General features: G+C 61.7%; 27 protein-coding genes, 2 tRNA genes and 2 pseudogenes. 12 read left to right on the forward strand and 19 right to left on the reverse strand.

The genetic code is table 11. The features are described from left to right. From K359_RS53765 to K359_RS0134055, 4 genes are all read right to left on the reverse strand, one after another. Positions 1–258: IS5/IS1182 family transposase (locus tag K359_RS53765; protein WP_035977617.1), on the reverse strand; the 258-nt coding region annotated here is incomplete at its 3' end. Positions 259–478: 220 nt separating this feature from the next. Next, entirely contained in the window at positions 479–943 is a 465-nt protein-coding gene (locus K359_RS53770; protein WP_371261218.1) for a hypothetical protein, read from the reverse strand. Positions 944–1,337: 394 nt separating this feature from the next. Continuing rightward, on the reverse strand, positions 1,338–1,925 hold the full coding sequence (locus K359_RS53775; RefSeq protein ID WP_165123497.1) for an invasion associated locus B family protein: 588 nt from the start codon (positions 1,923–1,925) through the stop codon (positions 1,338–1,340). 91 nt (positions 1,926–2,016) lie between these two features. Continuing rightward, a complete protein-coding gene (locus K359_RS0134055) occupies positions 2,017–2,904 on the reverse strand; it encodes a S9 family peptidase (protein WP_029083315.1) in 888 nt (295 codons plus the stop codon). A gap of 345 nt (positions 2,905–3,249) precedes the next feature. Between K359_RS0134055 and K359_RS0134060 the strand changes: the two genes are divergently transcribed. From K359_RS0134060 to K359_RS0134070, 3 genes are all read left to right on the forward strand, one after another. After that, positions 3,250–4,578, forward strand: coding sequence for a metallophosphoesterase (locus K359_RS0134060; protein WP_245284805.1), 1,329 nt, complete (start codon positions 3,250–3,252; stop codon positions 4,576–4,578). A gap of 61 nt (positions 4,579–4,639) precedes the next feature. Continuing rightward, the gene (locus K359_RS0134065; RefSeq protein WP_156928796.1) at positions 4,640–5,074 is read left to right on the forward strand and encodes a hypothetical protein; all 435 of its coding nucleotides are present in this window, start codon (positions 4,640–4,642) and stop codon (positions 5,072–5,074) included. Continuing rightward, entirely contained in the window at positions 5,071–5,436 is a 366-nt protein-coding gene (locus K359_RS0134070; RefSeq protein ID WP_029083318.1) for a hypothetical protein, read from the forward strand. The genes K359_RS0134065 and K359_RS0134070 overlap by 4 nt, the downstream gene beginning before the upstream one ends. A 232-nt stretch (positions 5,437–5,668) precedes the next feature. Here the strand turns inward: K359_RS0134070 and K359_RS0134080 are convergent, their stop codons facing one another. Beyond that, complete coding sequence (locus tag K359_RS0134080; RefSeq protein WP_029083319.1) at positions 5,669–6,619, reverse strand: hypothetical protein; 951 nt, start codon at positions 6,617–6,619, stop codon at positions 5,669–5,671. 172 nt (positions 6,620–6,791) lie between these two features. Between K359_RS0134080 and K359_RS53780 the strand changes: the two genes are divergently transcribed. After that, positions 6,792–8,498, forward strand: a complete 1,707-nt coding sequence (locus tag K359_RS53780; protein WP_051346561.1) for an adenylate/guanylate cyclase domain-containing protein — start codon at positions 6,792–6,794, stop codon at positions 8,496–8,498. Between the two features lie 819 nt (positions 8,499–9,317). On the opposite strand, the pseudogene K359_RS53785 reads toward K359_RS53780, so the two are convergent. The 6 genes and pseudogenes from K359_RS53785 to K359_RS0134115 form a co-directional block, all read right to left on the reverse strand. Then, positions 9,318–9,768 (reverse strand): annotated as a pseudogene (locus K359_RS53785) (GNAT family N-acetyltransferase). A 17-nt stretch (positions 9,769–9,785) separates the two neighbouring features. Next, positions 9,786–10,562: a cyclase family protein gene (locus K359_RS0134095; RefSeq protein WP_029083320.1), complete on the reverse strand. Its 777-nt coding sequence runs from the start codon at positions 10,560–10,562 to the stop codon at positions 9,786–9,788. Positions 10,563–11,031: 469 nt separating this feature from the next. Then, positions 11,032–11,108: transfer RNA gene (locus tag K359_RS0134100), tRNA-Pro, on the reverse strand. Positions 11,109–11,228: 120 nt separating this feature from the next. Beyond that, positions 11,229–11,708 carry a DUF192 domain-containing protein gene (locus K359_RS0134105; protein ID WP_029083321.1) on the reverse strand — a complete coding sequence of 160 codons (480 nt, stop codon included), beginning with the start codon at positions 11,706–11,708 and terminating at the stop codon, positions 11,229–11,231. 181 nt (positions 11,709–11,889) lie between these two features. Next, the gene (locus tag K359_RS0134110; protein ID WP_029083322.1) at positions 11,890–12,555 is read right to left on the reverse strand and encodes a cold-shock protein; all 666 of its coding nucleotides are present in this window, start codon (positions 12,553–12,555) and stop codon (positions 11,890–11,892) included. Positions 12,556–12,766: 211 nt separating this feature from the next. Then, positions 12,767–13,528: a Sir2 family NAD-dependent protein deacetylase gene (locus K359_RS0134115; protein ID WP_029083323.1), complete on the reverse strand. Its 762-nt coding sequence runs from the start codon at positions 13,526–13,528 to the stop codon at positions 12,767–12,769. Between the two features lie 285 nt (positions 13,529–13,813). On the opposite strand from K359_RS0134115, the gene K359_RS63525 reads away from it, so the two are divergent. Further along, positions 13,814–13,975 carry a hypothetical protein gene (locus K359_RS63525; protein ID WP_165123459.1) on the forward strand — a complete coding sequence of 54 codons (162 nt, stop codon included), beginning with the start codon at positions 13,814–13,816 and terminating at the stop codon, positions 13,973–13,975. A gap of 145 nt (positions 13,976–14,120) precedes the next feature. Here the strand turns inward: K359_RS63525 and K359_RS0134130 are convergent, their stop codons facing one another. The 3 genes from K359_RS0134130 to K359_RS0134145 form a co-directional block, all read right to left on the reverse strand. Continuing rightward, positions 14,121–14,396, reverse strand: coding sequence for a hypothetical protein (locus tag K359_RS0134130; protein WP_029083324.1), 276 nt, complete (start codon positions 14,394–14,396; stop codon positions 14,121–14,123). Positions 14,397–14,709: 313 nt separating this feature from the next. Continuing rightward, positions 14,710–14,895, reverse strand: a complete 186-nt coding sequence (locus K359_RS61800; protein ID WP_035977618.1) for a hypothetical protein — start codon at positions 14,893–14,895, stop codon at positions 14,710–14,712. A 244-nt stretch (positions 14,896–15,139) separates the two neighbouring features. Next, a complete protein-coding gene (locus K359_RS0134145) occupies positions 15,140–15,487 on the reverse strand; it encodes a GrlR family regulatory protein (RefSeq protein ID WP_029083326.1) in 348 nt (115 codons plus the stop codon). A 166-nt stretch (positions 15,488–15,653) separates the two neighbouring features. Here K359_RS0134145 and K359_RS61805 point away from each other — a divergent pair, with 166 nt between their 5' ends. From K359_RS61805 to K359_RS0134160, 3 genes are all read left to right on the forward strand, one after another. Continuing rightward, on the forward strand, positions 15,654–15,827 hold the full coding sequence (locus K359_RS61805; RefSeq protein ID WP_156928798.1) for a hypothetical protein: 174 nt from the start codon (positions 15,654–15,656) through the stop codon (positions 15,825–15,827). Between the two features lie 866 nt (positions 15,828–16,693). Continuing rightward, complete coding sequence (locus K359_RS0134155) at positions 16,694–17,146, forward strand: VOC family protein (protein ID WP_029083328.1); 453 nt, start codon at positions 16,694–16,696, stop codon at positions 17,144–17,146. A gap of 368 nt (positions 17,147–17,514) precedes the next feature. Further along, positions 17,515–18,156, forward strand: a complete 642-nt coding sequence (locus K359_RS0134160; RefSeq protein ID WP_029083329.1) for a glutathione S-transferase family protein — start codon at positions 17,515–17,517, stop codon at positions 18,154–18,156. A 12-nt stretch (positions 18,157–18,168) separates the two neighbouring features. On the opposite strand, the gene K359_RS0134165 is transcribed toward K359_RS0134160, so the two are convergent. The 4 genes from K359_RS0134165 to K359_RS0134185 form a co-directional block, all read right to left on the reverse strand. Continuing rightward, positions 18,169–18,414, reverse strand: coding sequence for a hypothetical protein (locus K359_RS0134165; RefSeq protein ID WP_029083330.1), 246 nt, complete (start codon positions 18,412–18,414; stop codon positions 18,169–18,171). Between the two features lie 31 nt (positions 18,415–18,445). Next, complete coding sequence (locus K359_RS0134170) at positions 18,446–18,703, reverse strand: PilZ domain-containing protein (RefSeq protein WP_029083331.1); 258 nt, start codon at positions 18,701–18,703, stop codon at positions 18,446–18,448. Positions 18,704–18,871: 168 nt separating this feature from the next. Then, positions 18,872–18,946 (reverse strand) — tRNA-Glu (locus tag K359_RS0134175). Positions 18,947–19,323: 377 nt separating this feature from the next. Then, positions 19,324–19,671 (reverse strand): hypothetical protein, encoded by a 348-nt coding sequence (locus K359_RS0134185; RefSeq protein WP_156928799.1) that lies wholly within the window; start codon positions 19,669–19,671, stop codon positions 19,324–19,326. Between the two features lie 163 nt (positions 19,672–19,834). Between K359_RS0134185 and K359_RS53790 the strand changes: the two are divergent. Next, positions 19,835–21,067, forward strand: a pseudogene (locus tag K359_RS53790) (Zn-dependent hydrolase). Between the two features lie 28 nt (positions 21,068–21,095). On the opposite strand, the gene K359_RS0134195 reads toward K359_RS53790, so the two are convergent. Further along, entirely contained in the window at positions 21,096–21,980 is an 885-nt protein-coding gene (locus tag K359_RS0134195; protein ID WP_245284806.1) for a sulfite exporter TauE/SafE family protein, read from the reverse strand. 674 nt (positions 21,981–22,654) lie between these two features. Between K359_RS0134195 and K359_RS0134205 the strand changes: the two genes are divergently transcribed. The 3 genes from K359_RS0134205 (at position 22,655) to K359_RS0134215 (ending at position 25,640) form a co-directional block, all read left to right on the forward strand. After that, complete coding sequence (locus K359_RS0134205) at positions 22,655–23,692, forward strand: PrsW family glutamic-type intramembrane protease (RefSeq protein ID WP_029083334.1); 1,038 nt, start codon at positions 22,655–22,657, stop codon at positions 23,690–23,692. A gap of 50 nt (positions 23,693–23,742) precedes the next feature. After that, on the forward strand, positions 23,743–24,315 hold the full coding sequence (locus K359_RS0134210) for an HdeD family acid-resistance protein (protein WP_029083335.1): 573 nt from the start codon (positions 23,743–23,745) through the stop codon (positions 24,313–24,315). A gap of 239 nt (positions 24,316–24,554) precedes the next feature. Continuing rightward, positions 24,555–25,640 (forward strand): 3-deoxy-7-phosphoheptulonate synthase, encoded by a 1,086-nt coding sequence (locus K359_RS0134215; RefSeq protein WP_029083336.1) that lies wholly within the window; start codon positions 24,555–24,557, stop codon positions 25,638–25,640. Positions 25,641–25,643 lie beyond the last annotated feature (3 nt).

Genomic DNA, 25,643 nt, shown 5'->3' on the forward strand with positions numbered 1-25,643 from the left:
GTTCAGGTGCACCTCCTCGCATAACCGCCGTTCGGAACGAATGCCGTAGCAGTAGCCAACCAGCAGCATCCGCACGAGCAGTTCGGGATCAATCGAAGGCCGGCCAGTCGAGCCGTAAAATGGAGCCAAGTGGCTCCGAACCTCTGACAAATCGACGAACCGGTCGATCGCCCTCAGCGAGTGAGCGGCCGGAACATGTCGTTCAAGTGAGAACTCGTAGAACAGCGCCGCCTGATCGACTTGCCGCGGACCCATCATCGATTCAAGTCTCCCGCCCACACCGACAGAATGAATCAGTGATCTCCTTCGGATTCAACGGTCGAGTTTTTCAACACAATATGCCAGAAGCGGTCATCAGCTGGCAGACGAGCGCCTGCCAGCCTGCCTCCATGCAGGCCCACTCAGGACAAGAGCCACTCTCCGGCATAAAACAGACCGCCCTTTGGGGCCGTCCGATTTGGCCTCAGAGCGGATGAACCTATTGGCAGGGATGCTGGAGACCGTCAGCACCCTTGAAATAGGTGCCGGGCCGGCAGACGATGCCGTTGCTCGCAGCATACGCATTCCAGGTCCCGTGCCAGCCCGTCTCGCCGGACATAGCGTAGGAATTGCCCCAGCCGCCGACGGTAGCGCCCGCCGCCGCCGGCTGGCGATACGCCGTTCGCGGAGTTGATTGCCGATATCGATAGCCGCCGGTGGGCGTACTCCCGGTTCCAAGACCCGTGCAGCTGGCGAATTCAGCTTGGCACGCGTCCGGATTGGAGAGGGCCGCCTGCGCCAGTGCAGCAGAACTGGACAGGGCGGATGCCGCAATAACGACCGCGCCAAGAACTTTCAGATTTATCATGGCTTCCTCCTTGCGCTTGGAGCTCAGCGGCGAGCCGCTCCTTGAAGCCACTCGCCGCCCGTCACTCGATGATTCCTGCCAGCGTCCAATTTTCATTGTCCGTTTCTCCCTCTGGCCTTGAGAAATCATCTGTCCTAGGGCGATCACCTTCAGGGTCGGTACTGCCGTCTACTTTGACATAGATCAAGTCTGAGCACGGCTCATGCCTGTGTCCGCTAATGGGTCAATCGCATCGTTTTCTCCAGTCGGCCAGCTACTTCCGATGTAGCCTCAACTTCGGACATTCGCTGCACTGCGCTAACTGACGCGATGGGCCACTTCCGGACTCATGCGCAAAAAAGGACCTGGCCTTGGTGACTATCGAACGGTCCTAGTCAGCAATAGCAGCCATTGTGATTAAGCGGTTCAAAGCATCCGGAGAATCTGCTTTCCACCCTAAGCTCCCCTGCCTTCCTGTTTGCCGAGCGGCGCAACTTGAACGTACCACGTTTCATCGACCCAATTGCTCCCAGTCTCCTTCGAGCCTCTGCTCAAACACTTGCGCCGGCACCCCTTGGTGAACTTTGGCAAACTCCGTAAGAGGAAGCGAGGTGGTCACACCCACGACATTGGAATTAACGGCCTCCAAAGCCAGCATCTGGCCTGTCTCCAAGTCATGAATGAAGCTGGCATTCGCCACGCTTCCGGCTACGCAACCATTAGTGAGACAAATGACATAGGGTATTTGCATGGGCGATCTCTGGTCGACAGTCAATTTGATGCCGGGCTGCAGGAATGATCCGGGGGGCACGAAAATCTGCAGACGTCCAACAGGATCGCCCTCTCGTTCGATCAGATCGACTCTGAGCGCGATCTGACCCGTGTCCCATCTACCGTTGATGGTCGTGCGACAAACCATTTTCGACCCGGCCTCTTGGGTGGCCTTGAAACACACCTTGCGCCACGGCGCGTACGTTAGCGGGCGATCTGGCTGTCGTCCCCGAGTAGCGATCTCTGCCTCAGAAAAATTTTCGGTCGCCGGGACGTCGCCAAATGGCACCAGTTGTTGCGCGTCGACCTTCATCGCTGTGGTCGTCATGAACACCACAAATGATCCAGTCGCCAGGAATCTATACCGGGCTGATCGTGCCGATGAGTGCAGAAGCCGAATGTCCATAAAGCAATTCCTTTCATGGATGTTTGGCCAGGAATTCGCTGACAATGGGCGCCCAGAGTTGAACGGCATCGGCCGAGTCTATCAAAAAATGGCCGTCCCCTCCGAAATCGGATAACAGACGATATTCGACATTACCGCCTGCGACCCGAAACGCTTCCGCCATCCGCTTTGACAGATCAGGTCCAAAATAACTGTCGTTACGGGTGTAGATCCATAACATTGGAACGCGCGCCGTGCGGCCGAATTCGGCAACGGCATCGACCAGCTGGTCGGGGGCACAGTTGTTGTTCGGTTTGCCATTGAGACGACCACCGCGGCCGGCTGCGAACCCGATGATCGCCCGCACCGATTCCGGATTTTGACTGCCTAGCGCAATAGACCCCCAGCCGCCTCCCGATTGGCCAACAATGATGATCCCATCGCGCTTGATAAATGACTGCGTTGACATGTAGTCGATGACCCACTTGTCAATCGACGCGACGGCAAGCCCCGCGTCACGAAACTCAGCATTCGAACATTTTCCTACGCCCGAGAAAAAAACCCCGAACAGACCGCGCTCGGGGATTTCGATCGCCGTAGCGCCATATCCAGGGCGTACGGGTGCGACCACCACGTAGCCCTGTCGCGCAAACCAAAGTGCGGCGTCACGGAATTCGATCATGGGAAAGTAGCTTCGCCCCGTCGCGTCAAGCGAAACTCCATGGTTCATCACGACAAGTGGAAATGGACCGCCCCCAATGGGTCGGATCAAATAGGCGAGCATCGGGACAGGCGAGGAGGGAATCGCCCACATCTCCTCGTGAACCTGCGGCGCGATCGAGGGAGCAGCCTGCTGCGCGAGCGCCGCGAGCGGCAAAACCGCAATGCCAGCAATTAGTGCAACGAGGTACCGCCGCCGCATTGGTACGTGCCCCTGCTGTGTATCACTACAGCGTAGAACCTTTAAGGGAGACATCCAAGCATCGAATGTCCGCGTTGGGTCAAACTCGGAAGTCGGAACGCGCAACCGTAACGTCCGCTTCACCCCCGACACCGGACTTTCGATTGCCAGCGCGGCACTTCCGAAAAGGGCCATTTACAGATAGGAGCCGCCCTTCTTCGATCACGTCGTTAGCGCGACCAATGGCCCCGCTGAATTCCGATGAAAGCGTATTTTGCGCTGTAACTAAGCGGCGCGTCGAGATAGGTTGTGCGCGAGAATACATGCGAAGGTCATTCCCTCTCCTCAATTTAGGGATTAGCGACCATGCGATCATCCAACAGCCCAAGCCGCCGCCTCGTACTCCAAACGCTCGCTGCGCTGCCCATGATTTCTATGCCGCTAGTCGCCAGTGTGCGGACGGCCGTCGCGCAGACAACAATCGCCACTGGGGCCGGGTTTTCGTTCGCGGCGGTCGGCGATACCCGACCGATGATGTACCTTCCATTGAAAGAGGGGCAGCCGGACCTGAACAAATTCTTCGTCGAAATGTTCGGGTTGGTCATGCCGGAAAAGGTCGCTGAAGCGGTGGTGGCGAGGGATGTGAAGATGATCTTCGATCCGGTCACCAAAGAGCTGATTAAGGTAATCATGCCGTTCGCGTCGAAGACGGAAGTCATGACACTGACAGTGGATAGCGGTTGGGTCACCGAGGCGTCCGTTGAGGACACTAAACTGCTTCCCGGGGTGCATCGGACGATGTTCCGGCTTCAGGGCGGTGAATGGGTGACACGTGAAATCGTGAAGGACGTTCAGTCCGGGCGCGCCAAATTCGTGGTCAATAGTGGCGACGCCGTCTGGTGGGGCAATCAGGGCCTAACCGTCAACGACAGCCCATACTGGAAGCGGGTGAACGACACGATGTTGAAGAAGCTGCCCGTGCCAGACGACGAGATGCGCGCAGCCGGGTTGGACGGGCGCTTTTTCATGAGTGTGGGCAATCACGAGGTTTGGGCGGACCCCAAGATTGAGGGCACTCTCTCGGCCGTGCCGTATTTGAAGAAATTCGGCGTAACGCCCGAAAACCTCATTTACAAATTCGACTTCAAAGGTGCCCGCTTTATCTATCTTTGGAGCGGCAAGTACGACTACCGTTCGCCTTCGCTTTGGGACGCCGATCGGCCAAAGTATGCCGAACAGATGACGCAGCTTCAGAAGTGGATGGACGAAGCCAAGGCCAATGGCATTCGTAAGGCCTTTATTGTCTTCCACTATCCTGTGTTTGCGCGGTCTGGCTTAGGTCCAATCCCGGCCCCCGACAATCCGCACAAGGTGATCGCGTCGTACGCCAAGGACATGGAGGTGGTCGTGTTGAACGGGCACGTTCACACCACCGAAATCTACGAGGTAGATGGCGTAAAGTATCTGATGCTGGGCGGTGGCGGCGCGGAACAGGACCCAATCCTTCCCGGCCGCACGAGCATCAAGGTACCCGCTGACTATCCACCGGACCTCTACTGGAAGGGACAGGCACCGAAAGAGGAGTACAATTACGTGCTTGTCGATGTCCAACCCGGCCAGAAGACGAAATTCACCCTCAATCGGTTCAGACCGTGGTCGGCAGAGCCATTCGGGGCTGAGGAACTCTTCAAGTGAGCCGGAAGCAGGCGTTTACGGGAGTGAGGTTCTGGCAACAGCTCTTCTGATCATTCACGGATTGATCGCAGTCGCACTACTTGGCGCGATAACTCACCAGACTTTGGCAGCATGGGCATCGGCGGATAAGCGACCGCCTTCATTCTTTGGCCGCTTTCGTTCCGTGCCGTCCGCCTTGTTTGCAAACGCTGTGGTCGCTCTGTATGTGGCCACAACGCTGCTGGGTGGGATCATCTACCTTTATTTCCGTGTGGATGTCAGACCCGAGTTAGAGCGCGCGGGTCACTGGCACGTACTCGGCTTCTTCGACCTCAAGGAGCACTTCGCAGCTATCGGATTGGCGTTGCTGCCCGCCTACTGGGTATGCTGGCGACGGCCGCTTGACGATGAACCAGCCCAAACACGCACCGCGCTCACTTCGATCCTTGCCTTTATTGTCTGGTGGGGCTTTCTGTCCGGCCACGTCGCCAACAATATCATGGGTTTCGGCTCATGACGTCATCGGCCTCGTTTCGCCGCTTTGCATTTGCGTTCGGGACGACATTCGCCATCCTTTACGTGGTCGCACTCGCAAGGGATGTTGCGCTATTCACCGTTTTTCCCTCGCTAGGCGTTGTCCTTGCGGGCACGCATCATACACGAGAAGTCGCCGACCCCGCGATGGGCTTCCTCGCACCGGCGATCTACTGGTATGGCTGGGCAGCAACGGCTGCACTCGGGGCATTGATGCTCGGCTTTGTTGCCGCGCTGTTACCCGGGCGGTGGACGCGAACCATCTGGCGGGGATGGGTATGGTTGGTTCCCGCGCTCTCGATGATCGCGTGCGTCTATCTCACACTTCCCTGGTTTCGGTTCTGACTGGGCGCGATTTCCGAATTGGGTCAAACTCGGAAGTTGGAACGCGCAACCGTAACGTCCGCTTCACCCCCGACACCGGACTTTCGATAGCCAGCGCGGCACTTCCGAAAAGGGCCACAACCGGACTCATGCATCGCAGCAAATTGCGCCTCATTCGATTACCTTGTCGGCGCGGCCGGGCTGCGACGGCGGCACGGTGAGGCCGTTGGCGATTTTAAGACTGATGATCAACTCAGCGTTCGCAGCTTGTGCTGTTTGATGATGGGACACCCGAGGCTTGCCGTTCCTTCGCTTCGTAGTATTCAGCTGAGAACTTGATTGACCATCGCGTGAAGAACGAACGCAATTCCCGAGTGGGGTTCTCGACCCCGAGATGTTCGGCGACATGCGCCTCGCGCAGCCACCTCATCGCCGATGTGAGGCCGGCGGTGCGCTCGAGCCTCTCAACCGCCGCGATTCCGGCGATCTCTGCCTGCCGATAGCGAAAGCCGACTTTTCTGATCACATACACGCACTTGATGGTTTCGTAGCCCTTGAACACGTGCTGAACGATTGGGTGTTTTTTTGCCTGCGGCCAGGCTGCCGGGTAGACCGGTAGCACCAAAAGCTTGCTCTTCGCTATGACCGTTGCGAGCGGATGCAAGAGTTGCATCCAAGCTGGCCAAGAGGTGACCTTGGCAAACAATACCGCGTGCATCGCCGTTGCAGCCCCGAAAGAGATCGGCAGCCAAAGTACCGCGCCCAAGATCACGAGCAATGCGGTGTTTGGCGTGAGATGCCGGCATTCTCTGAACACCCATGCCATGCCGCTTTCAAAGGCATCATGTACAGCTTGTTCGAACGCCCGATAGCTAATCTTCCGCCGCAACCACAACCAGCTCCGGCGAATCGATCTACTCCATTGTCGACGTTTCGCATGGGATACGGGAAGGAAGCGCAACGTGCCGTTTATGACGGTAACGATGACATCGCCAAGCACTTTAGCCACGAAGAGCGGAAGCCAGAGAATCTGCATTGCAAAAGGGAAGGCGTAGTCGAGCATCCGCATCAAGATCGAAAGCACGAAACGCAGGATCTTGTTTGTGGCGAGCGTGATAACAACAAGTGGGATGACAACCACATCGTCGAGGGCACCGCGGAAGCGGCTTTCCTCGGTCCATGCCGGGTGACGACCATCGGTCACGGTGCAACGTCCGGGCTGAAAAACGGGGGATCGTGCCGGCTCAAACTAGCATATTACAAGCTCAAGAGGGCCTTGAGTAGTCAGAGGGCGTTGCTTTAGAGTTGGATGAGTTGCGGACCGCATGTCCGCCCGGTCTTCGCTTTTTGCTCACCCGTGGCGGCGATGGCTAACCATGACGATTCGTAAGAAAATCTTTCTGCTTGCAGGCATTCTGCTGGCAATTTTCGGCGCCGTCGTTGGCGTTCTCGGCTTCGCGCAAAAGCTCGACAGCGATCAGCTCGGGAACATCACCGAATATGAGCTGCCACTATCGCGCAAGGTTTCTGAATTCGACGTCCTTACCGATAGATACGAGCTCCAAGTCTTGCGTGTCCTGATATCCGATCGAGCCGATGCTGGGACGGAGCGGACGGCGATGGCCGCAGTGCGGGCAACGGCCGATGAGCTGCGTGATACCGTCAAGACAGGTGGCGCCTTGCTCCACAAAGCAACCGGCGATCCCGGCTACGACACTGAGGATCGCGTTGACTTAGCTCGCATGGCCGGCGTCCTCAAGTACATGAGCCGTAGTCTGGAAGACTTCCTCGCCGTGGGGGACGCCACGCTTGCGTCTATCTCGGAGGGACGTCGCGACGAGGCCCGGACCATTTCACTCGGCTTTGCCAAATTCGCCCAGGCGTTCGGCCCTGATCTCACGCAGATTCGACGTGAGCTTGCCGATCTGACCGACCGGTCGACCCGCAGGGTTCTCGCGAGGCAGCGGTTGAACACCTATTTGAGCCTTGCCCTTTTCGTTGCGGCATGCGGCATCGGTCTGGGCGTTAGCGCCATCGGATCGACACGTGTGGTCTCCGGTCTGCGCCAGCTTGTCGTAAGCACGAAGGCGCTTGAACTGGGCACGGACGCCGAGCCGGTTTTGATAGCCACCCGCGACGAGGTCGGCGAGCTGGCACTCTCGTTCAACCGGATGGTCGACGAGTTGCGCGCGCGAGACCGCGTCAAGGACACCTTCGGAAAATTTGTCGATCCCAGGCTCGTCAGCCGGCTGATTGCCAGTGGCGCGGATCAGGCCGAACGGCGCAGCCTCACCATCTTCTTTTCCGACATCAAGCAGTTTACGGGCATCAGCGAGCAGCTAACCGCCAGCGCCGTCGTTCACCTCCTGAACAATTATTTCGGCGCGGTGGCCAATGTCATTCACGGCCATCGTGGGATCATCGACAAATACATCGGGGACGCCGTCATGGCGTTCTGGGTGCCGCCGTTTTCAAACGGAGACGAACATGCAAGCGATGCTTGCCGAGCGGCGCTGGAGCAGCAGGACGCGATTGCCGTTCTGCGAGAGCAAGTACCGGAGATCACTGGAATGCGGCGCAACGCACCGGAGCTGGTGATCCGGATGGGTATTGCCACCGACGAAGCCGTGATTGGCACCATTGGCTCGGATTCCGCTCGTTCCTACACCGTTATCGGCGACAGCGTAAACCTTGCCTCGCGCCTTGAGGGCATGAACAAGATTTATGGAACCCTCATCATCATCAGCGAGGAGACTTTCCGGCTCGCACAAGGCGCGATTGAAGCGCGCGAAATCGACACCATCACGGTCGCCGGCAAAACCGAGCCGGTGCGAATTTATGAGTTGATGGGTCGCGCCGGCGAGCTCGAATCCGCGCGGGACGAATTACGGGGGTTGTTCGCGCAAGGACTTGCCGCATATCGCAGCCGGGACTGGTCTGGTGCGCGGACGGCGTTCGAAAACTGCCTGTGCAAGATACCCGACGACGGTCCGACGCGCGTCTTTCTGGAACGAATTGCGCATTTGCACCGCGCGCCTCCGGCCGCGGACTGGGACGGTGTCTGGCGTCACGTTGAGAAATAAGAGAGCAGACCGTAACCAGCCATTTGTCCGCTCCGAGTCCTTCCTCGCGCACGCCCTGCACCCTGACTCGTTGCCTTGCAGCAGTCGCTTTGTTGTTCGTCTATGTCGCAAGCACCTCTGCCATCCTGGTCGGCGCCACCACGTCGTCGGCGCGGGCGCAATGGCGCGGACATAGCGGCTGGGGCTATCGCGGCGGCTGGGGCCGCGGACGCGGTTACGGCTATCGCGGCTATGGATATGGTGGTCCCCGTTGCTGGTGGACCCCGCGTGGTGTTCGCGTTTGCCGGTGGTAACAACCGCCCGGCCGACATCAGCGATATTAAGAGACTGAGATCGGGTGTGTCGGTTCCGGCGCACCTGATTTGCTTTTGGGGGGATGATTTTCGTTGAGGCGATGGCGGACCTGACGCGCGCAAGAAAGAGCCCCGGAAGACGCCGGGGCTCTAGTCACGGGAGAGAACGCTTCGGAGGTCAGGACGCGAGGACGAGCCGCCGGCCCGATCACCCAATGCATCTACGACGTGCATGTAAGCAGATTCGGCTGCCTCAGGCTGTAGCCGTGCCGCAACAACCTGGTGGAATTATCGGCTTGTCCACCGGTTCCCGAAATGGCCAAAACTGGAACGTGAGCTCACACGGCAGACGCCGCCGCGAATTCTGCGGCGATGATCCTGAAAGCCGGCGCCATCGGCATCACAGGCCGCCGCCGCGGTCGTCACCAGCAAGCAATACGGCACGTTCCTGCAACCGAATGCCTGAGCCCGGACATCACCCGCGATGTTGGCACCGCTTCTCATCCGCCTGACGAGTAGCTGCGCGCTAGGGACGCCGTATTTCGAAGTAGGTTTTGCCCCCACGATGAAAGCCGGCCTCCTCGTAGAAACGGAGGGTGGTCTTCCCGCTTCGAACCCGTTGCCAACAGAACCTTGTAGCAGTCGGCCCGCCAGGCAACATCGAGCGCATGAGCAAGAACCCGCCGGCCGAGCCCCTGCCGACGGTGGTCGGCGTGAGTGACGACGTTTTCGATCACCGCATATGATCGGCCGCCTCGAGACAGGTTGGGCACGATCGCCAGCGTGCACGAAGAGACCAGCAGGTCGGCGGCTTGCGCGACGATCACGGTCATGAAGCTGGACGTCAGCAATTTCGACCAGACGCGCTCCGCGGCAGCCGTCTCCAGCTCGGGATCGTGCGGATGAAGGTGCCGGTAAAGCTTCAGCACCTCGGGCAGATCGTGTTCTGTCGCAGAGCGGACGATGGCTTGGGTCATAATGCTGGACCGCCGCGCTAACCGTCGAGGATCGCGACCGCCCTCGTCCACCCCGCCGAGGCACGCTCGATCTTCACCGGGAAGCACGACACCATGAACCCGGTCGACGGCAACAGCTCCAGATTGTGCAGCTTCTCGATGTGGCAATAGCCGATGTGGCGTCCGGCCTTGTGGCCTTCCCAGATCAGGCTGGCGTCCCTGGTCTCGGCATATTTCTTTGCGGTGAAGACGAACGGCGCGTCCCAGCTCCAGCCGTCGATGCCGGTCAGCCGTACGCCGCGCTCGAGCAGATACATCGTCGCCTCGTAGCCCATGCCGCAGCCCGAATTGACGTAATCGGGCTGGCCGTATTTCGCGCCGGCGCTGGTGTTGACGACGACGATCTCGAGCGGCGACAGGGTGTGACCGATGCGCTTCAGCTCCGCGTCGACATCGCCGGCGGTCGCGACGTAGCCATCAGGCAGATGCCGGAAGTCGAGCTTCACGCCCGGCTGGAAGCACCAGTCCAGCGGCACCTCATCGATGGTCCAGGACCGCTCGCCGCGGTTCATGGTCGGATGAAAATGCCAGGGCGCGTCGAGATGCGTGCCGTTATGGGTAGAGAGCGATACCTGCTCGACGGCCCAGCCCTGCCCATCAGGCAGGTCCTCCGCCTTCAACCCATCGAAGAACTGCAGCATGCGCGGCAGCCCCTGCTGGTGGTCGATGTATTGAATGGTCGGGTGATTGCCCGGCGGATCGGCCGGAACGTCATTCTGCAGGGGAACGGAGATATCGATCAGTCTGCGCGCCATGGCCGTTCCTCTCTGGTTGTTGTTGTCGAGCTGGGCTAGCTGCCGATCGATACCGCTAAGAACGTCTGCATTCATTTGGCGGTGCTCACACGCCGGACCGCGATCCAGCAAGCCCTCTCGCCGCCGGGACACTAGCAGGCAACCGGAACGGGACAAGTTGCCGCATCCCGTTCGACCACCGGGCCCCATCTGCTCGTGATGCTGCTCACACCCTGCGGCCTGCCGCAGCGGCGAGGCGCCGCAACGTTGAACCTATTTGCCGCCGGGGCGACCCATGGGCACTGGGGATTTCAGGGCCCAGTAATTCGACGGCGCCGTCTGGACGAGCATATTCCGTCCAGGCGGCGTTGTTGCATCAGGCGATACAATTTCGACCCGGGGTTTCCCGCCGCGCGCGCAGGGCCAGCGCGGCACGTTCTTGGCGACAAGTTCTTGGCAACTTGCCTTGGGATGATGCCTTGGGATGGGATGGTCGGGGCAGCTGGATTCGAACCAACGACCTGCAGTACCCAAAACTGCCGCGCTACCAGGCTGCGCTATACCCCGACATTTCCGAGAAGCCCCGTGGATACACGCTTCAGACAGCGCCAGCAAGGCGCCGATGCGGGGCTTGTTGCAGCGAAATCGGCACCGGTTTCGGGCCGGAAATCACGTAGTAACAGAGAGCTAGCGACCGCCGAACAGCGGATGGGCGACCCGGTCGCCGGGCTGGATGCCGTATTTCTGCGCGGTGCCCCCGATCACTTCGAGGACGCCCTTGGCGAGCCCCCGCGACGGGATGATCTTGGTCGACAGCGGCTCGGTATTTTCGGCGATCCGCAGGATGCGCCCGTCGGCGCGGATGAAGATCATGTCGAGCGAGATGTAGGTGTTCTTCATCCACATCGACACCTCCTGCTCCGGCGAGAAGTCGAACAGCATGCCTTTGCCGTCCGCGAGCTCCTTGCGGTACATCAGGCCGGTCTCCTTCTCCTGCTCGGTGGTCGCCATTTCGACCGCGAAGACGTGCACCCCTGACTTGGTGACGATCTCAAGCGGCTGGACGCTTGCAGCCTGCGCGGCCGGAGCCAAGAGCGCTCCGAACATGACGACGAGGCCGGCCAGCAGCAACGGGCGAAGCCGCCCTACAACACAATCGAAATTCATCGACAAATACCCGCACCGAGAAGATTTTCCGGCGGACCCTAACCCGATGATTGCGGCAAATGCCAGAGCCCAAGAGGCTCGGCGGCGGCTCACGTTTCCGTCAGGGCGTCCGGCAGGGGGAGGCTTCTTGTCTTAAGCATGATCTTTTCGGAAAACCGCTTCGCACTTTTCCGGATCATGCTTAGTGCGACGACAGCGCCGACGGGCCGGTCTCCGGGTGGATCTCGGCGGCCATCATGCCCTTGGAGCCCGGCCCGAACCGCACCAGCACATACTGGCCGGGTCGCAGCTCGGTCATGCCGAAGCGGCGCAGCGTCTCCATGTGCACGAAGATGTCGGGCGTGCCCTCGCCGCAGGTCACGAAGCCGAAGCCGCGCAGCCGGTTAAACCACTTGACCTGCGCGCGCTCGAGCCCGCTGGTCGCGGTCACCGTGACATGGGTTCGCGGCGGCAGCATCTGCGCCGGATGGATCGCGGTCGACTCGTCCATCGAGACGATGCGGAAGGCTTGGTAGCCCTTGGCGCGCTGTACGCATTCAACGATCAGGCGTGCCCCCTCATAGGCGGTCTGATAGCCGTCGCGGCGCAACACCGTCACATGCAGCAGGATGTCGGGCCAGCCATTGTCGGGAACGATGAAGCCGTATCCCTTCGAGGCGTCGAACCATTTGATGACGCCGGAGACTTCGACGAGGTTGGCCGCGGCGTCGCCGAGACCGGAGAAGGCGTCCATCGCCGGATCGCGCGGCGCGTTGCCGCCATACTCGCCTTGTCCAATTCTACTTTGCCCAACTCCGCCTATCGGCGGCCCGCCGAGCTTCTTGGACTCAAATCCGTCCGACCCCATGACCCCGGACCCCACACATCAAATGCAAATCGCCGTCGTTGCGGCGCACCCTGTACACGCTGCTCTCCAAGACCAACTCACTTGGACACTCATCTGGACGCTGCGCGAATCTCTCAATCAAAAGATAACACTCCCGGTTGCCGGGCATAGCTAAAAATTGATTCTTGCGGGAACTATGAACAGCCTTGCACAGCCGCGAATCAATCGGGCATCAATTGCCTACGAAAGGACCAAGCGTGTCGCCGATGTCGTGGCGGATCACCAGGTCGGCGATGTCGTCCTGATCGGTCGGCTCGTTGTTGATGATCACGAGCCGCGCGCCGCTCTCCTTCGCCATCATCGGAAAGCCTGCGGCGGGCCACACCACCAGCGACGATCCGATCGCCAGGAACAGATCGCATTGCCGAGAGAGTTCCGCCGCGCGGCGCATCGCATCCTCGGGCATCGATTGCCCGAACGAGATCGTCGCGGTCTTCACCGGATCGCCGCAGTCCGCGCAGTCGGGCGCACACCCGGTCTTGTCGAAGTGCAGCTTCACCCACGAGAGGTCGTAGTCCTTGCCGCAACCGATGCAGCGGGCGTAGGTCGTATTGCCGTGCAGCTCGATGACGTCGTCGGCCTTGAAGCCTGATGTCTGATGCAGATTGTCGATGTTCTGCGTGATGATGCCGGGAACCTTGCCGGCCCGGTAGAGCGACGCAAGCGCGCGATGCCCGCGACCGGGCTTTGCTGCGGCAAATGTCGGTTCCATCGCGAAGCGGCGGCGCCATGACTCGTCGCGCGCTTCCTGGCTGGCGACGAACTCGTCGAACGGGATCGGCCGGTTGCGGGTCCACAACCCGCCCGGCGAACGGAAGTCCGGAATGCCGCACTCGGTGGAGATGCTCGCCCCGGTGAAGGGCACGATCGATGATGCCTCGGCAATCATGTTGCCGAGTTGCTTGACGCCGCTGCGCAGGTCTTTTGCAATCACTTCTTCTGCAATCATTATTTTTGCAATCACTGGGAACGATCAGGTTGGCCGGCCGCGACTATAGCATGGTCGAAGCGATTGCGAGCTCAACCAGGACGTGAGCGATCGGCGTCAGGCCGCAGCGATGCCGGCTGCGTTGGCGACCTGCTCCGCCGGCGCATCAGTTTCGTCGTTCTCCAGCTGCCTTGGCTTCATCACAATCCTGCAAAGCCTGCTCCGCATTGACGCCCAATTCACTGATGCCAATGCGCGGCGGGGATAGGACCACGACGAAGAGGATGGGTAATGACCGATCAGGAAGACACCGTCGCGCGCGAGCGCGAGGAGATCGTCGCACGCGTTGCCAGCTTCCGGGCGACCCAGCAGAAGTTCGAGCGCGATCGCGAGGAATATTACGACAACACGCTCGGCAATGTCTGGAGCGGATTTCAGCGCAAGAGCGCTTGATCGCAGGAGCGCGCTTGATGTCGCGCGTAAGCGAGCGCGCTCAATTCCGATGTTGGGAAGCTGCACAAGATGCGCGCGCTGGCGCGATCACATCTTGAGGCGCAAAGGAGAAAGCCCGGAGCGGTGTGCTCCGGGCTGATCGCCGTTACCAATAATGGCGGTAGTAATGGTGCCGGTAGTACGGACCGCGATAATAGGCGTAGCCGGGATCGCCGTAGTAGCCGTAACGCGGGCCATAATAATCGCCGGGCCCATAATAGTGTGGGCCGTACGCATACGCGCCGGCCGCGCCCGCGGCGAGCGCACCGGCGGCTAAACCAAAGGCCAGGCCCGGACCGATACCGCGCGCCTGCGCCGGCGCACTGACCATCGTCGCGCCAACGGCCGCAACCGTCGCCAAAACTGCCAATGCCTTTTTCATCGCAACCTCCTCACGTAGGTTCGGAGGCTAACGTCGGCCCGATGGGATGGTTGCAAAAGGGTTGAGTTCCGCGGCGCGTTCCGGTTCCGCAGCCATGCGATTGCGCAAAGCTACCATCGGTTAGCGCGGGAACAAAAACACAACCTCAAAGATTATCTTTGATGGTGAAAGAGGTTGGCATCGATGCCAGTGTGGATGGAACTGCTGCTGAATGTGCTGGGCTTCGCCGGCTTCATCGGCATCGCGATGTATCACAAGCATCCGAACGGGAAATCGCCGGATTGAACGCCGGCGGCATTGGAGTTCGCCAGTCCTAGTTTGACTTGCGTGGCTCTCCCGCGGTCCGGACCAGCCGGTCCGCCTTCACCAGCACCTTGCCATTGTCCGGCTGCGGCCGGAGCCAGAAGCTGATCACGACAAACGCCGAACAGAACAGCAAGCCCACCACCATCACTCGCCGGTGGGTCGCTCGGTCAGCGCTGTGGAACGATGGCATCATGGCTGTCACCTGCAGCCATCCTTGATGCAATCCTAGATCGTGACAACTCGATGCTGCCCTTAACCTAACCAGGTAGGGTTAGCGGTGGCCCGGTATGGTCTCCGACGACGCCCCCTCGCCGGCCGTCTGCGCTGATCCACAGCGATATCCCGCCCTTGTCCGCAGCAAATCCACAGCCTCGGCAGGCGCATTTGCCCAACAAGATGCGTATCTTGCTGCGCACTCGTCCACAGGCTCGCGGCGATCATGCATCCGCCAGCCATTTCAGCGTTGCCTGGAAGCTCATGCTGCGGGTTCCAACCAGCGCGGTCCCGAACACCTCGGCCTCGTCACCGCTGAACGTGCCGGAGAAGCCGCTCGTCACCTCCTGCCCGGCGAACAGTGGCCGGACGAACGGATCGGAAAAGGGGGTATGCTGGTTGGTGCTGAGATAGCCCTTCCACGTTCCCTCGCCGACCGTATAGGCCCCGATCGACCAGTAGTGCGGCCCGCCGCCGATCAGCAGACCGTCGCGCAGGATAAGGACGCTGCTGTCGCGGCCCTGCACGCCGTCAGTCATGTGGAGATGGACCGAATAGAGCCCGTTCTTCATCGATCATGCCATGTTCCGAAAGGCCCACATTATGGCCCCAACCGGCGCCGCAGGCGAGCGGGCCGGCCGGTTCCGCCACCGATTCGCGCCCAAAAGGGCCCGGTCCGGGCGCTCACAAATCGTTAAGAAAGCCCTGACAAGGTTCGTCAGCCGGAGGGAGAGAGCCATGCTGGTTTACCCCGTGCCTGCCGAAGTGACGCAAGCCAGAGTGCAGCTCGTCGTCGACCAGACAGCGAAGGCGCAGCCGCGCGTCATCAGCGAGGATGTGCTTGACGTCTTCGCCGCCAAGAACCAGGCCGTTCGCGACGCCGTCGAGACCATCCTCGACATCAAGGTGTGAGACCGGCGATCGGCGCCGGGGTTGCACGTGAGATGTAGGCGACGCGCACCCGCGCAGATTGCACCCCTGCGTTTGGAAGCCCGCGCGAAATCCTCCTAACGGGTTTTTCTTTTGAACCTTCGGCGCAATTCGAAGACAAACCGGCACTGGGGATTTCAGGGCCCAGTGTCTGGCACAGCGCTGTGGGACGAAAATACTCCGTCTACGCGGCGCTGTTGCATTTTACAAATTCAACCTTAAGTTTGCTCCCCAACAGTTGACGGCTCACGCCCTGAGAGATCCCCAATCCGTCAGCTGGGAAAGCCCCGCATCCAGCCTGCGGGGCTTTCCATTTTTTGGGATGGGGGAACCTTCCGCCGCGCGCACCGTAATGTGTCCGGTTGCCGGCACGATCTCCGCAAGGCCGGTCGGCATCAGACCTCGCAAGCCCGCTCGCGGGGTTTTTCTTTTTAGAGGACGTCCAACCTCGCGCGTCCTTGATTGGCCGTGATGAGCGTTTGGTGAGATAGAGGCCGCGCCTCCAAGGCTCGACCACGAAAGCCCCGTTCCGGCCTCGCTGCCGGGCGGGGCTTTCTCGTATCTCGTCCTGTGCAAGCGTGTCGCTGTGCCAGTCGTTCGTGTCGACCGCATTCTGAGCAACCGCATCCGCGCGCTCTATCACCAGGCTGAGTGACCGCATGGTCTCTCGACGGAGAGTGCGATCACCGCCACGCGTTGAGAGCTCGCGAACGCGTGAGAATGCGAGGGACCTGAGGGGTCGGCAAAAGTCGTGCAAGCCCCTGCCCCGCGCCGCATTTTGCTGCTATTTCTTGCCCCCGTCTCACCCGAGACCAAACAAAATCGCTGAATCCTCAGGAGGATAAAAAATGCGTTATCTGCACACCATGCTGCGCGTTCGCAATCTCGACGTCGCGATGAAGTTCTATCAGGACGCGCTGGGGTTGAAGGAAGTGCGCCGCATCGACAACGACAAGGGCCGCTTCACGCTGGTGTTTCTCTGCGCGGAGGAGGATCTCCATCTGCTCAAGTCGCTGCCGCAAAGCCGCGGCGCGCCGCTGGTCGAGCTCACCTACAATTGGGACGAGGAGAAGTACGGCGAGGACCGGCATTTCGGCCATCTCGCCTACGAGGTCGACGACATCTACGCGACCTGCGAGAAGCTGATGAAGATGGGCGTCACCGTCAACCGGCCGCCGCGCGACGGCAACATGGCGTTCGTCCGTTCGCCCGACCTGCACTCGATCGAGATCCTGCAGAAGGGCGAGCCGAAGGCGCCGGCCGAGCCGTGGGCCTCGATGCCGAACACCGGGCACTGGTAAACGCCCCGCTTGCGTGCCCGTTCCCGATCCGCGTTTGACCCGTGGCCAACGCGGAGCAAACGATAGGAACATGGCGCGAGCCCTGACGTTGCCTCCCCATATGGCGAATGCGAGGAGGCGACGAGATGGGAAAAGGTGTTTTGCTTTGGCTGTTGGGTGTGCCGATCCCGGTGATCATAGTGCTGTGGTTGCTGTTCGGTCACTGACTGCGTCTTGATGCGCAACGCGTATGAACGAGGCTCTGCCGCGATGCGGCGGAGCCTCTTTTTTTGTGTTCTTTTTTGCTCTCGGTACAAATCATCCCGCGCATTTCCGGATCGATTCCGCTAAGAACGCGCGCAAAGCACAACAGCGGGAAGAAACGCGTGATGGACAGCAAGCCGCAACTGACGATCTGGGGCCGGGCCAATTCGGTCAATGTGCAGAAGGTGCTGTGGTGCCTCGCCGAGCTCGACCTTCCATATCAGCGCATCGATGCCGGCATGCAGTTCGGCAAGAACGATCAGCCTGATTATCTCGCGATGAATCCGAATGGCCGCGTCCCGACCATGGTCGACGGCGACTATGTGCTGTGGGAATCCAATTCGGTGATGCGCTATCTCTGCATGGCCTATGGCCAGAGTTCGCCGCTCTATCCGCAATCGCCGAAGGCGCGCGCCCCCGTCGACCGCTGGCTCGACTGGACGCTGTCGACGCTGCAGCCGGTCGACCGCCCGGTGTTCTGGGGACTGGTGCGCACGCCGCCGGAGAAGCGCGACATGGTTCAGATCCAGAAGGACGCCGATGCCGAAGGCGTGGTATGGCGCGTGGTCGAGGCGCAGCTTGCAGCCCGCCGCTTCGTCGAGGGCGATCAGTTCACGATCGCCGACATCGCGCTCGGCGCCTTTGCGCGGCGCTGGTTCGGTGTCGAGGGCGTCACCAAGCCGAAGCTGCCCAATCTCGAACGCTGGTTCGGCGAGATCGCACAGCGGCCGGCCTTTGTGCGCGTCGTCGCGCCGCCGATGTCGTGAGCTGCAAGCCGCTTAGCGTCCGCTGGACATCCCGGCCCCGACACTGACGGCGCCACCGAGCTTCACACAGGTGTCGGAGCCCTCGACCTTGACGAAGCCCGGTCCGTACGAGGCGCAAGGATTGCTCCTCGTCGCGGATTTCGACGGCAAGGTCTTGCCGGCGTCGGGGGGCGTCTGAAAATTCCGGCGGTCGCCGGCTTGCGCAAACGCAGCGGCGGGAAGCAGGACGGCGACGATGGCGAAGCAGATCTTGCGCATCCGGCCTTTTATCGCGCGGCGCCCAATGAGGCTAGCGCACGAATTTGACGCCGAACGTCTTGCCCTTGCGCCAGACCACCTCGCAGGCACGCCCGGTGCGGGCATCCCGCGCAAACGCCAGCCGCAGCTTGGCCGGCAGCGTGTTGTTGTCCTGGACAGTGATCTTTGCACCCGTCGAGGAGATGTCCTCGACCATGCAGGGACGCGCGGCGAATCCGCCGTCGAGCGTGATCCAGCCGGATTGCCGCAGCGATTTGCGCGTTTCGCGCTTCTTGGACCCTAATGCCATTCCATCATCCCAGGCTCACGCCTAGCGCCGCTGGCTTTACAAAGGGTTGCGAAATCGCGGCGGATTGCAGCGATCGGGGCGTTGTGCACATCTGCCCGAGCCGGCGCGGCAAAGCTGTCCGCCCGAAGACAATCCGTTGAATTTGCGGGATTTCCGATTTGGCGCCGATGGCGCTCCCTAGCGGAATCGAACCGCTCTCTCCACCGTGAAAGGGTGGCGTCCTAACCGATAGACGAAGGGAGCAAAACTCCCGGCAAATCAATACGTTAGACGTGAGACATGCCAGATTGGCCGCTACCGGCGAACGGCTGCGACGGGCGAACGTATAGTGGCGATTGGGCGAACGGGCAAGCGTTGAGAATGCTTTTCCCGGATCCCCGCCCACGGGGTCACTGGCACGACAATCCGGCCTCGATTGAGGTCCAGAAGCCGCAATGCGACGGCACATGCGCGTGGGCCCGCGAACCGCCCACATGAATCAGGATCGCGGCGGCGAGCGCGACGACAGCGGCGGGAACAACGAATCTTCGGAACGACATGGCCCTGCGCTTCGAACCTCATCGTGGCCTAACTAAGGCCCGCGGGCATGCTCGACCGTTGGGAACTGCGGGCGCCGATTGCTAGTGGTTGGTTGCGCTTGCGACGTCCTGGCGATCGTTCGCTTGCGCCACCGGCGTCGGCTTGATGCAGGTGCTGCAGATCACGAGCTTGCGCGCCAGCCGTGCGTCCGCATCCGCTTCCGAGGTCTGCGCATCCGGCGTCTCCGCGACGGCCGGTGACGCACTGCGGGCATGGCGCCGCGATTGCGGGAGATTGGGGTCCTGTCCGGCACCGTCCCAGGCCAGCGGCCCGGTCCCCGCCGACGGTGTGGTCATGCTGTATTGCTGCGAATATTGCGCGCAGGCGCCGAGCGCGATCGGAAGAAACAGCACAGCGGCCTTGCGAGCCCAGTTCCGGAATGCAGACATCATCACACTCACACGCTATTCGTACTGTCGTACTGCGACCTAAGAGCAGAACCGCTAAGAAATCGTTTGCCCTGATTGTTCCGTCGCATCCAACCGCGACGGCATCAAGACGGGATTGAGGCGCCAACGCGTAAGATCAAGACGCAAATCCGGAGTCCAACTCATGCCAGGCATCAACGGTCGCTTCGACGGCAAGCGCGTGCTCGCCGATCTCAATGCGTTGCGCGCGATCGGCGCCTACAAGACCGGCGTGCACAAGCCGACATTCTCGGAACCGCATCTGCGCTCACTGGACTGGCTCGCCGGACATTTGCCCGACGCTGGTCTCACCGCAACGATCGACGGCATCGGCAATGTGCTCGGCAGCAGCGCGAAGGCGGGACCGAAACTGCTCGCCGGCTCGCATCTCGAGAGCCAGAACCACGCCGGCTGGCTCGATGGGCCGCTGGGTGTGATCTATGCGCTGGAAGCCGCGCGCGTCATCAACACCGATCCCGGCACGAACGGCGCAGTCGAAGTCGCGGCGTGGTGCGACGAGGAAGGCCATTTCGGCAGTTTCCTCGGTAGCCGGTCCTTCGCCGGCGCCGTGACCGAAGCCGACATCGATGCGGCGCGCGACCGCTCCAGCGATCGCACGATGCGACAGGCGCTGCGCGATGCGGGCTTTGCCGGCCGCCCGCGCCTCAACGCCGAACCGCGCCGCCACATCGGCTATCTCGAGGCCCATATCGAGCAAGGCGACACGCTGGAAAGCAGCGGGCTCAAGATCGGCGTCGTCACCTCGATTGTCGGCATCTGGTAGTATCGCATCAGCTTCACCGGCGCGCAGAACCATGCCGGCACCACGCGGATGGCGGTGCGCAAGGATGCCGGCCTGGCGCTGGCGCGGTTCTGCGTCGCGATCGACGACAGATTCCCTGCTTTGTGCGGACCGCGCACGGTGTGGACCACCGGCCGCATCACGCTGGACCCGGGCGCACCGAGCATCATCCCCGGCGGCGCCGAGATGCTGTTCCAGATCCGCGACGACAATCCCGAGGTGATCGCGCGTCTCGAGGCGCACCTGCATCGCCTGGCGGCCGAGGCCACTGCGCAGGGCCGCTGCGCCGTGAAGGTCGAGCGCATCCGCACCGGCGTGCCTGCGATGATGACGCCTGCCTTCCAGGATGCGATCGAGGCCGCGAGCGCAGCCTGCGCCGGCGGCAAATCGATCCGGATGCCGAGCGGCGCCGGCCATGACGCCCAGGTCATCGCTACCATCATGCCAGCGGCGATGCTGTTCGTGCCGTCGATCGGCGGCATCAGCCATCACTGGAGCGAGAACACCGACGATGCCGACATCGTCACCGGCGCCGAGGTGTTCGTCGAAACCTGCCGGCGCCTGCTGGCAGGTTAGCCGACGCCGTCCCACGGCATTGTCGCCATCAGGTCGGACCGCCCTGGTTGCCCGATCTCAGCGAAGCCAACGCGTGCGAGCCCTGCGCGGTCCCTTTCCGCGCGGTGAAGAAGACGTACAACAAGCAGACGTCGATCAGGATCGTGCCGGCCATGACGCTGTAGGCCCACGGGCTTTCCATCAGCTTCACTTCGATCAACACACGCGACAGGCCGAATCCCACGACCCACGCATCAAAGCTCATGCAGATCCGGCGAAACGTCTCGGCATCCAGCCGCCGGATGAGATAGGCACCGAGCGGTATGCCGACGACAACGCAGGGAACTAGCACGAACAGGATGCTCCGGCTCTCCTCGATGAACAGACCGAGCTTGTAGTATGCGATCGCAGTCAAGCTCGACTCCGTCACCCGAACCAGCGCGAGACCGGCCCGAAACTCATCTTTGACGAGGCCCTGATTGTTGAAAAGGATCGCCAGCGGCGGTCCCGAGATGGTCGTGACCGAGTACAGGACTCCGAGCGCCGCGCCAAAGGGCAAACCGACGAGCCATTTCGACTGCATCGGCTTCCGCCAACCGGCCGCCTGCAGCAAGATAAGCGGCAGAATGATCGAGTAGGTGGCGAATTTGATCCAGCCGGGCTGCAGCGACGTCAGGGCGAAGGCTCCGACTGCGATGCCGGGCAGCATGCCGATGAGAATAGGCAGCACGCGCCGCCACACGGCCGGAACGCCGCTCAGATTGATGCACAGAACATACAGGTTGACGAAGACTTCGACGATGACAACCGCAGGATTGAGAACGCGGTTGGTGTAGAAGACCAGCGCGACCGGCACGGTGAGAGAGGAAAACCCGTAACCAAGCGCACCGTTCACAAAGGCCGCAAACAGAGCAATCACGGCAAGAACGATCACCGCAGAATCAATCGAAGGCATCTTTGGCTTCTACCGGATCAGTCGCTTTGCCCGCGGCATTATAGCGCAACGAAAGGCATGCGGTGCCAAAACTTGCGGCGGTTGTGCTTTGCGAAGGACCGGTGCTCGCCGTGACGGCGGATCGCGCACCATTCGCCAAGCGAAAAGGCCGACGCATCGTCTGCCTGACCGAGATGCGACTTGCGCCCGCGAGAGACCATCGGCGCCGCCACGTGGCGCTCCGCCGCGCGCCGTGAAATTCGCCGCGATCTGCGGATCGGTGATGTCGCCATGTCGTGGGCCACCTTGTCGGTGCGCCCCCCAACCTCACAGCGATACGCCGTGCGGCTCGCGACATTCAGGCGAAACCGGTTGGCCCCGCAAGTCGCCATCCCCATCATGGTTCGGGGCGCCGAAGCTCTGCGTCTGGACCGCCGCATGGGGCGCCGTCGGGAACCCGCCCGGCGGCCGGTAGCCGCCCTCTGCTTTGAGCTGACCGAGATCCCACTACGCGACGCTTCCGCCGCGCTTTCACAGGCACCGTGGCATTTTGGACACGAGAACGGCGTCTGTCGAACCGATTCTCCCCATCGCTCGATTTGCAATCCGCTGAACTTGCTGCCATTTCTTCCGGACGCATCGCTTTGGTGCCATCAAAGGGGCCCGTCCGGCTCATGTTGTTGCTTGAGTCGCTTCCAACGGTAATCGGCGCCGCCGCCATTGCCCCCGCATTGCTTGTGTTGTGGCTTGTCATCGCCGCCGACGAGCGCCCCGGACCGCCGGTGAAGGTGTGGCTCGCCTTCGTGCTCGGCGCGGCCAGCATCTCGCTGCTCGGCCTGGCGCGAATTCCCTTCAATGCGCTGCTCGCCATTCCCGACAATCCCTGGGCGACCCAGGCGGTGCGCGCGGCATTCGGCGTCGCGGCGCCGGAGGAGATCGTCAAGGTTCTCGTCATCGTCGCGATCTCGACGCGGCGCCGCGCATTCGCCGATCCGATGGATACGGTGGTTTACGGCGCGGCCGCCGGTCTCGGCTTCGCCGCCTATGAGAACCTCGCCTATCTGGTCCAGCACAAGGACATGTGGCGCGCGCTTGCGGCGTTGCGCAGCGTGCTCACCGTGCCGTTCCACGGCGCGCTTGGCATCATCGCCGGCGCCTATCTCGCGATCGCTCGCTCGGGCGGCGCGCTCGGCGCCTACCGCGGCCACCGCGACTGGGCGCGCATCACGAACTGGGCGCTGGTGCTGGTCGCGCCGGTCGCGCTGCACGCGGCGTTCGATTTTCCGCTGCTCGCGCTGCAGCGCATCCCCGATCTCGGCTCGACCACGCGGCTGCTGCTCGGTTCGGCCAGCGTGCTGATCGGCTTCTCCTCGATCGGTTTTGCGATCCGTCTGGTGCGCCGCCTCGGCAAGCATCATGCGCCGCGTACCGACGTTGCGCGCGAGCGGCTCAGCCAGCTGCGGCGGATGTGGGCGCTGCTATTGATCGGCGGCGGCACCGGCTTTGCCGGCGTCTGCTTCCTGCTCACCTCGCTGCATCACTGGTACGTCAATCCCGAGCGCAACGCGTCGTTCATCCTGGTCCCGATCGGCTTCACCTCGATCCTGATCGGGCTGGCGCTGTTGATTGCGACCACTGCCGTCTACCTGTTCGGCCGCAACCGGATGCGGACCGCCGCGGAGGGCTTTCCGTCAGCGCCAAGCCAGGGCTAGGATACGCCGCACGCGCGCAAACGTCTCGTTCGCAGATTTGGAGAGCCGCGATGACCCTGTCCAACGACCTCGACAAGCTGCGATCGCAGATGCAGGCCGCGGTCAAGCAACACTGGAAGGCGGTCCTGTTCGAAGGCATCCTGCTCGCGATCCTCGGCATCGCGGCGATGATCGTGCCGGCCTTCGCGAGCCTCGCCGTCACCATCTTCCTGGGCTGGATGTTCCTGATCTCAGGCATCGGCGGGCTGATCGTGACGTTCTGGGCGCGCAACATGCCGGGCTTCTGGTGGTCGCTGATTTCAGCCGCGCTCGCCGTGCTGGCCGGGATGGTGCTGCTCGCCCGTCCGATGCAGGGCGTGCTGACGCTGACCATTGTCATCGGCGCCTATTTCGTCGCCGAGGGCGTCGCCACGATCATGTACGCGCTGGAGCACCGCCGCGAATTGTCAGGACGCTGGTCCTGGCTCTTGATCGCGGGGCTGATGGACATCGTGATCGCCTTCTTCATCATCGCGGGCCTGCCAGGCTCGGCGGAATGGGCGATCGGCCTCCTGGTCGGCCTCAATCTGATGTTCGGCGGGGCGACCCTGATAGGTATGGCGTTGGCGGCGCGCAACACCTGACGCCGAACCGGCTGCCCCCGCGGATTTGGGGGGTGACAGGCAGAAATCCCTGCGCTATAGACCCGCCCCATGATCACCGTCGCCACCAGCTATTTTTGGTACTTTAGCTACGACAGCTCGCTGGCGGCAGGAGGATCGCGCTCAATCTGAAGAATTGCAGCAAACGTCCGAAACAAGCCGCCAGACCTGGCGGCTTTTTTTATGCGCCGGCAGGTCCCAAAAATCCAAAGGAGCCAGCCGTGTTGAGTACGACAGACGATCTTCGCATCAAGGAATTGAAAGAGCTCAATACGCCCGCAGAGGTGATGCGGGAAGTTCCGCGCACCCTGACCGCGACACGCGTCGTGATGGGCGCCCGCAACGCCATCCACGCGATCCTCAACGGCACCGATGACCGCCTGCTGGTCGTCGTCGGCCCCTGCTCCATTCACGATCCCGCGGCGGCCGTCGATTACGCCGAGCGTCTCGCCAGCCTGCGCGAACAGCTCGCCGACCGCCTCGAGATCGTGATGCGGGTCTATTTCGAGAAGCCGCGCACCACCGTCGGCTGGAAGGGCCTGATCAACGACCCCGATCTCGACAACAGCTTCGACATCAACAAGGGCCTGCGCCTTGCCCGCAGCGTGCTGTCGGCCGTGAACAATCTCGGCCTGCCGGCCGGCACCGAATTCCTCGACATGACGACGCCGCAATACATCGCCGATTTGGTCTCCTGGGCGGCGATCGGCGCGCGCACCACCGAGAGCCAGATCCATCGCGAGCTGGCTTCCGGCCTGTCCTGCCCGGTAGGCTTCAAGAACAGCACCGACGGTGGTGTGCGGATCGCGGCGGACGCGGTGAAGTCGGCCTCGCACCCGCATCACTTCATGGCGGTCACCAAGGGCGGCCGCTCGGCCATCGCCGCTACCAGCGGCAATGAGGACTGCCACGTCATCCTGCGCGGCGGCCGGGTGCCGAACTATGATGCCGCAAGCGTCGATGCCGCCGCGGCCGAGCTCGGCCACGCCGGTGTCGCAGCACGCCTGATGATCGACACCAGCCACGCCAACAGCAGCAAGAAGCCGGAGAACCAGCAGTTGGTCGCCGCCGGCATCGCACAGCAGGTCGCAAGCGGCGAGCAGCGCATCGTCGGCGTGATGATCGAGAGCAATCTCGTCGCCGGACGCCAGGACGTCGTGCCGGGCAAGGCGCTGACCTACGGTCAGAGCATCACGGACGGCTGCGTCGATCTGGCAACGACCGCCGATGTGCTGAAGCAACTGGCCGACGCCGTCGACGCGAGGCGCAACGTGCGGCGTGACGGCCTTAAGGAGCGTTCGGCCTGACGC

The sequence above is a fragment of the Bradyrhizobium sp. th-b2 genome (assembly GCF_000426785.1).
Lineage (GTDB): Bacteria > Pseudomonadota > Alphaproteobacteria > Rhizobiales > Xanthobacteraceae > Bradyrhizobium > Bradyrhizobium septentrionale.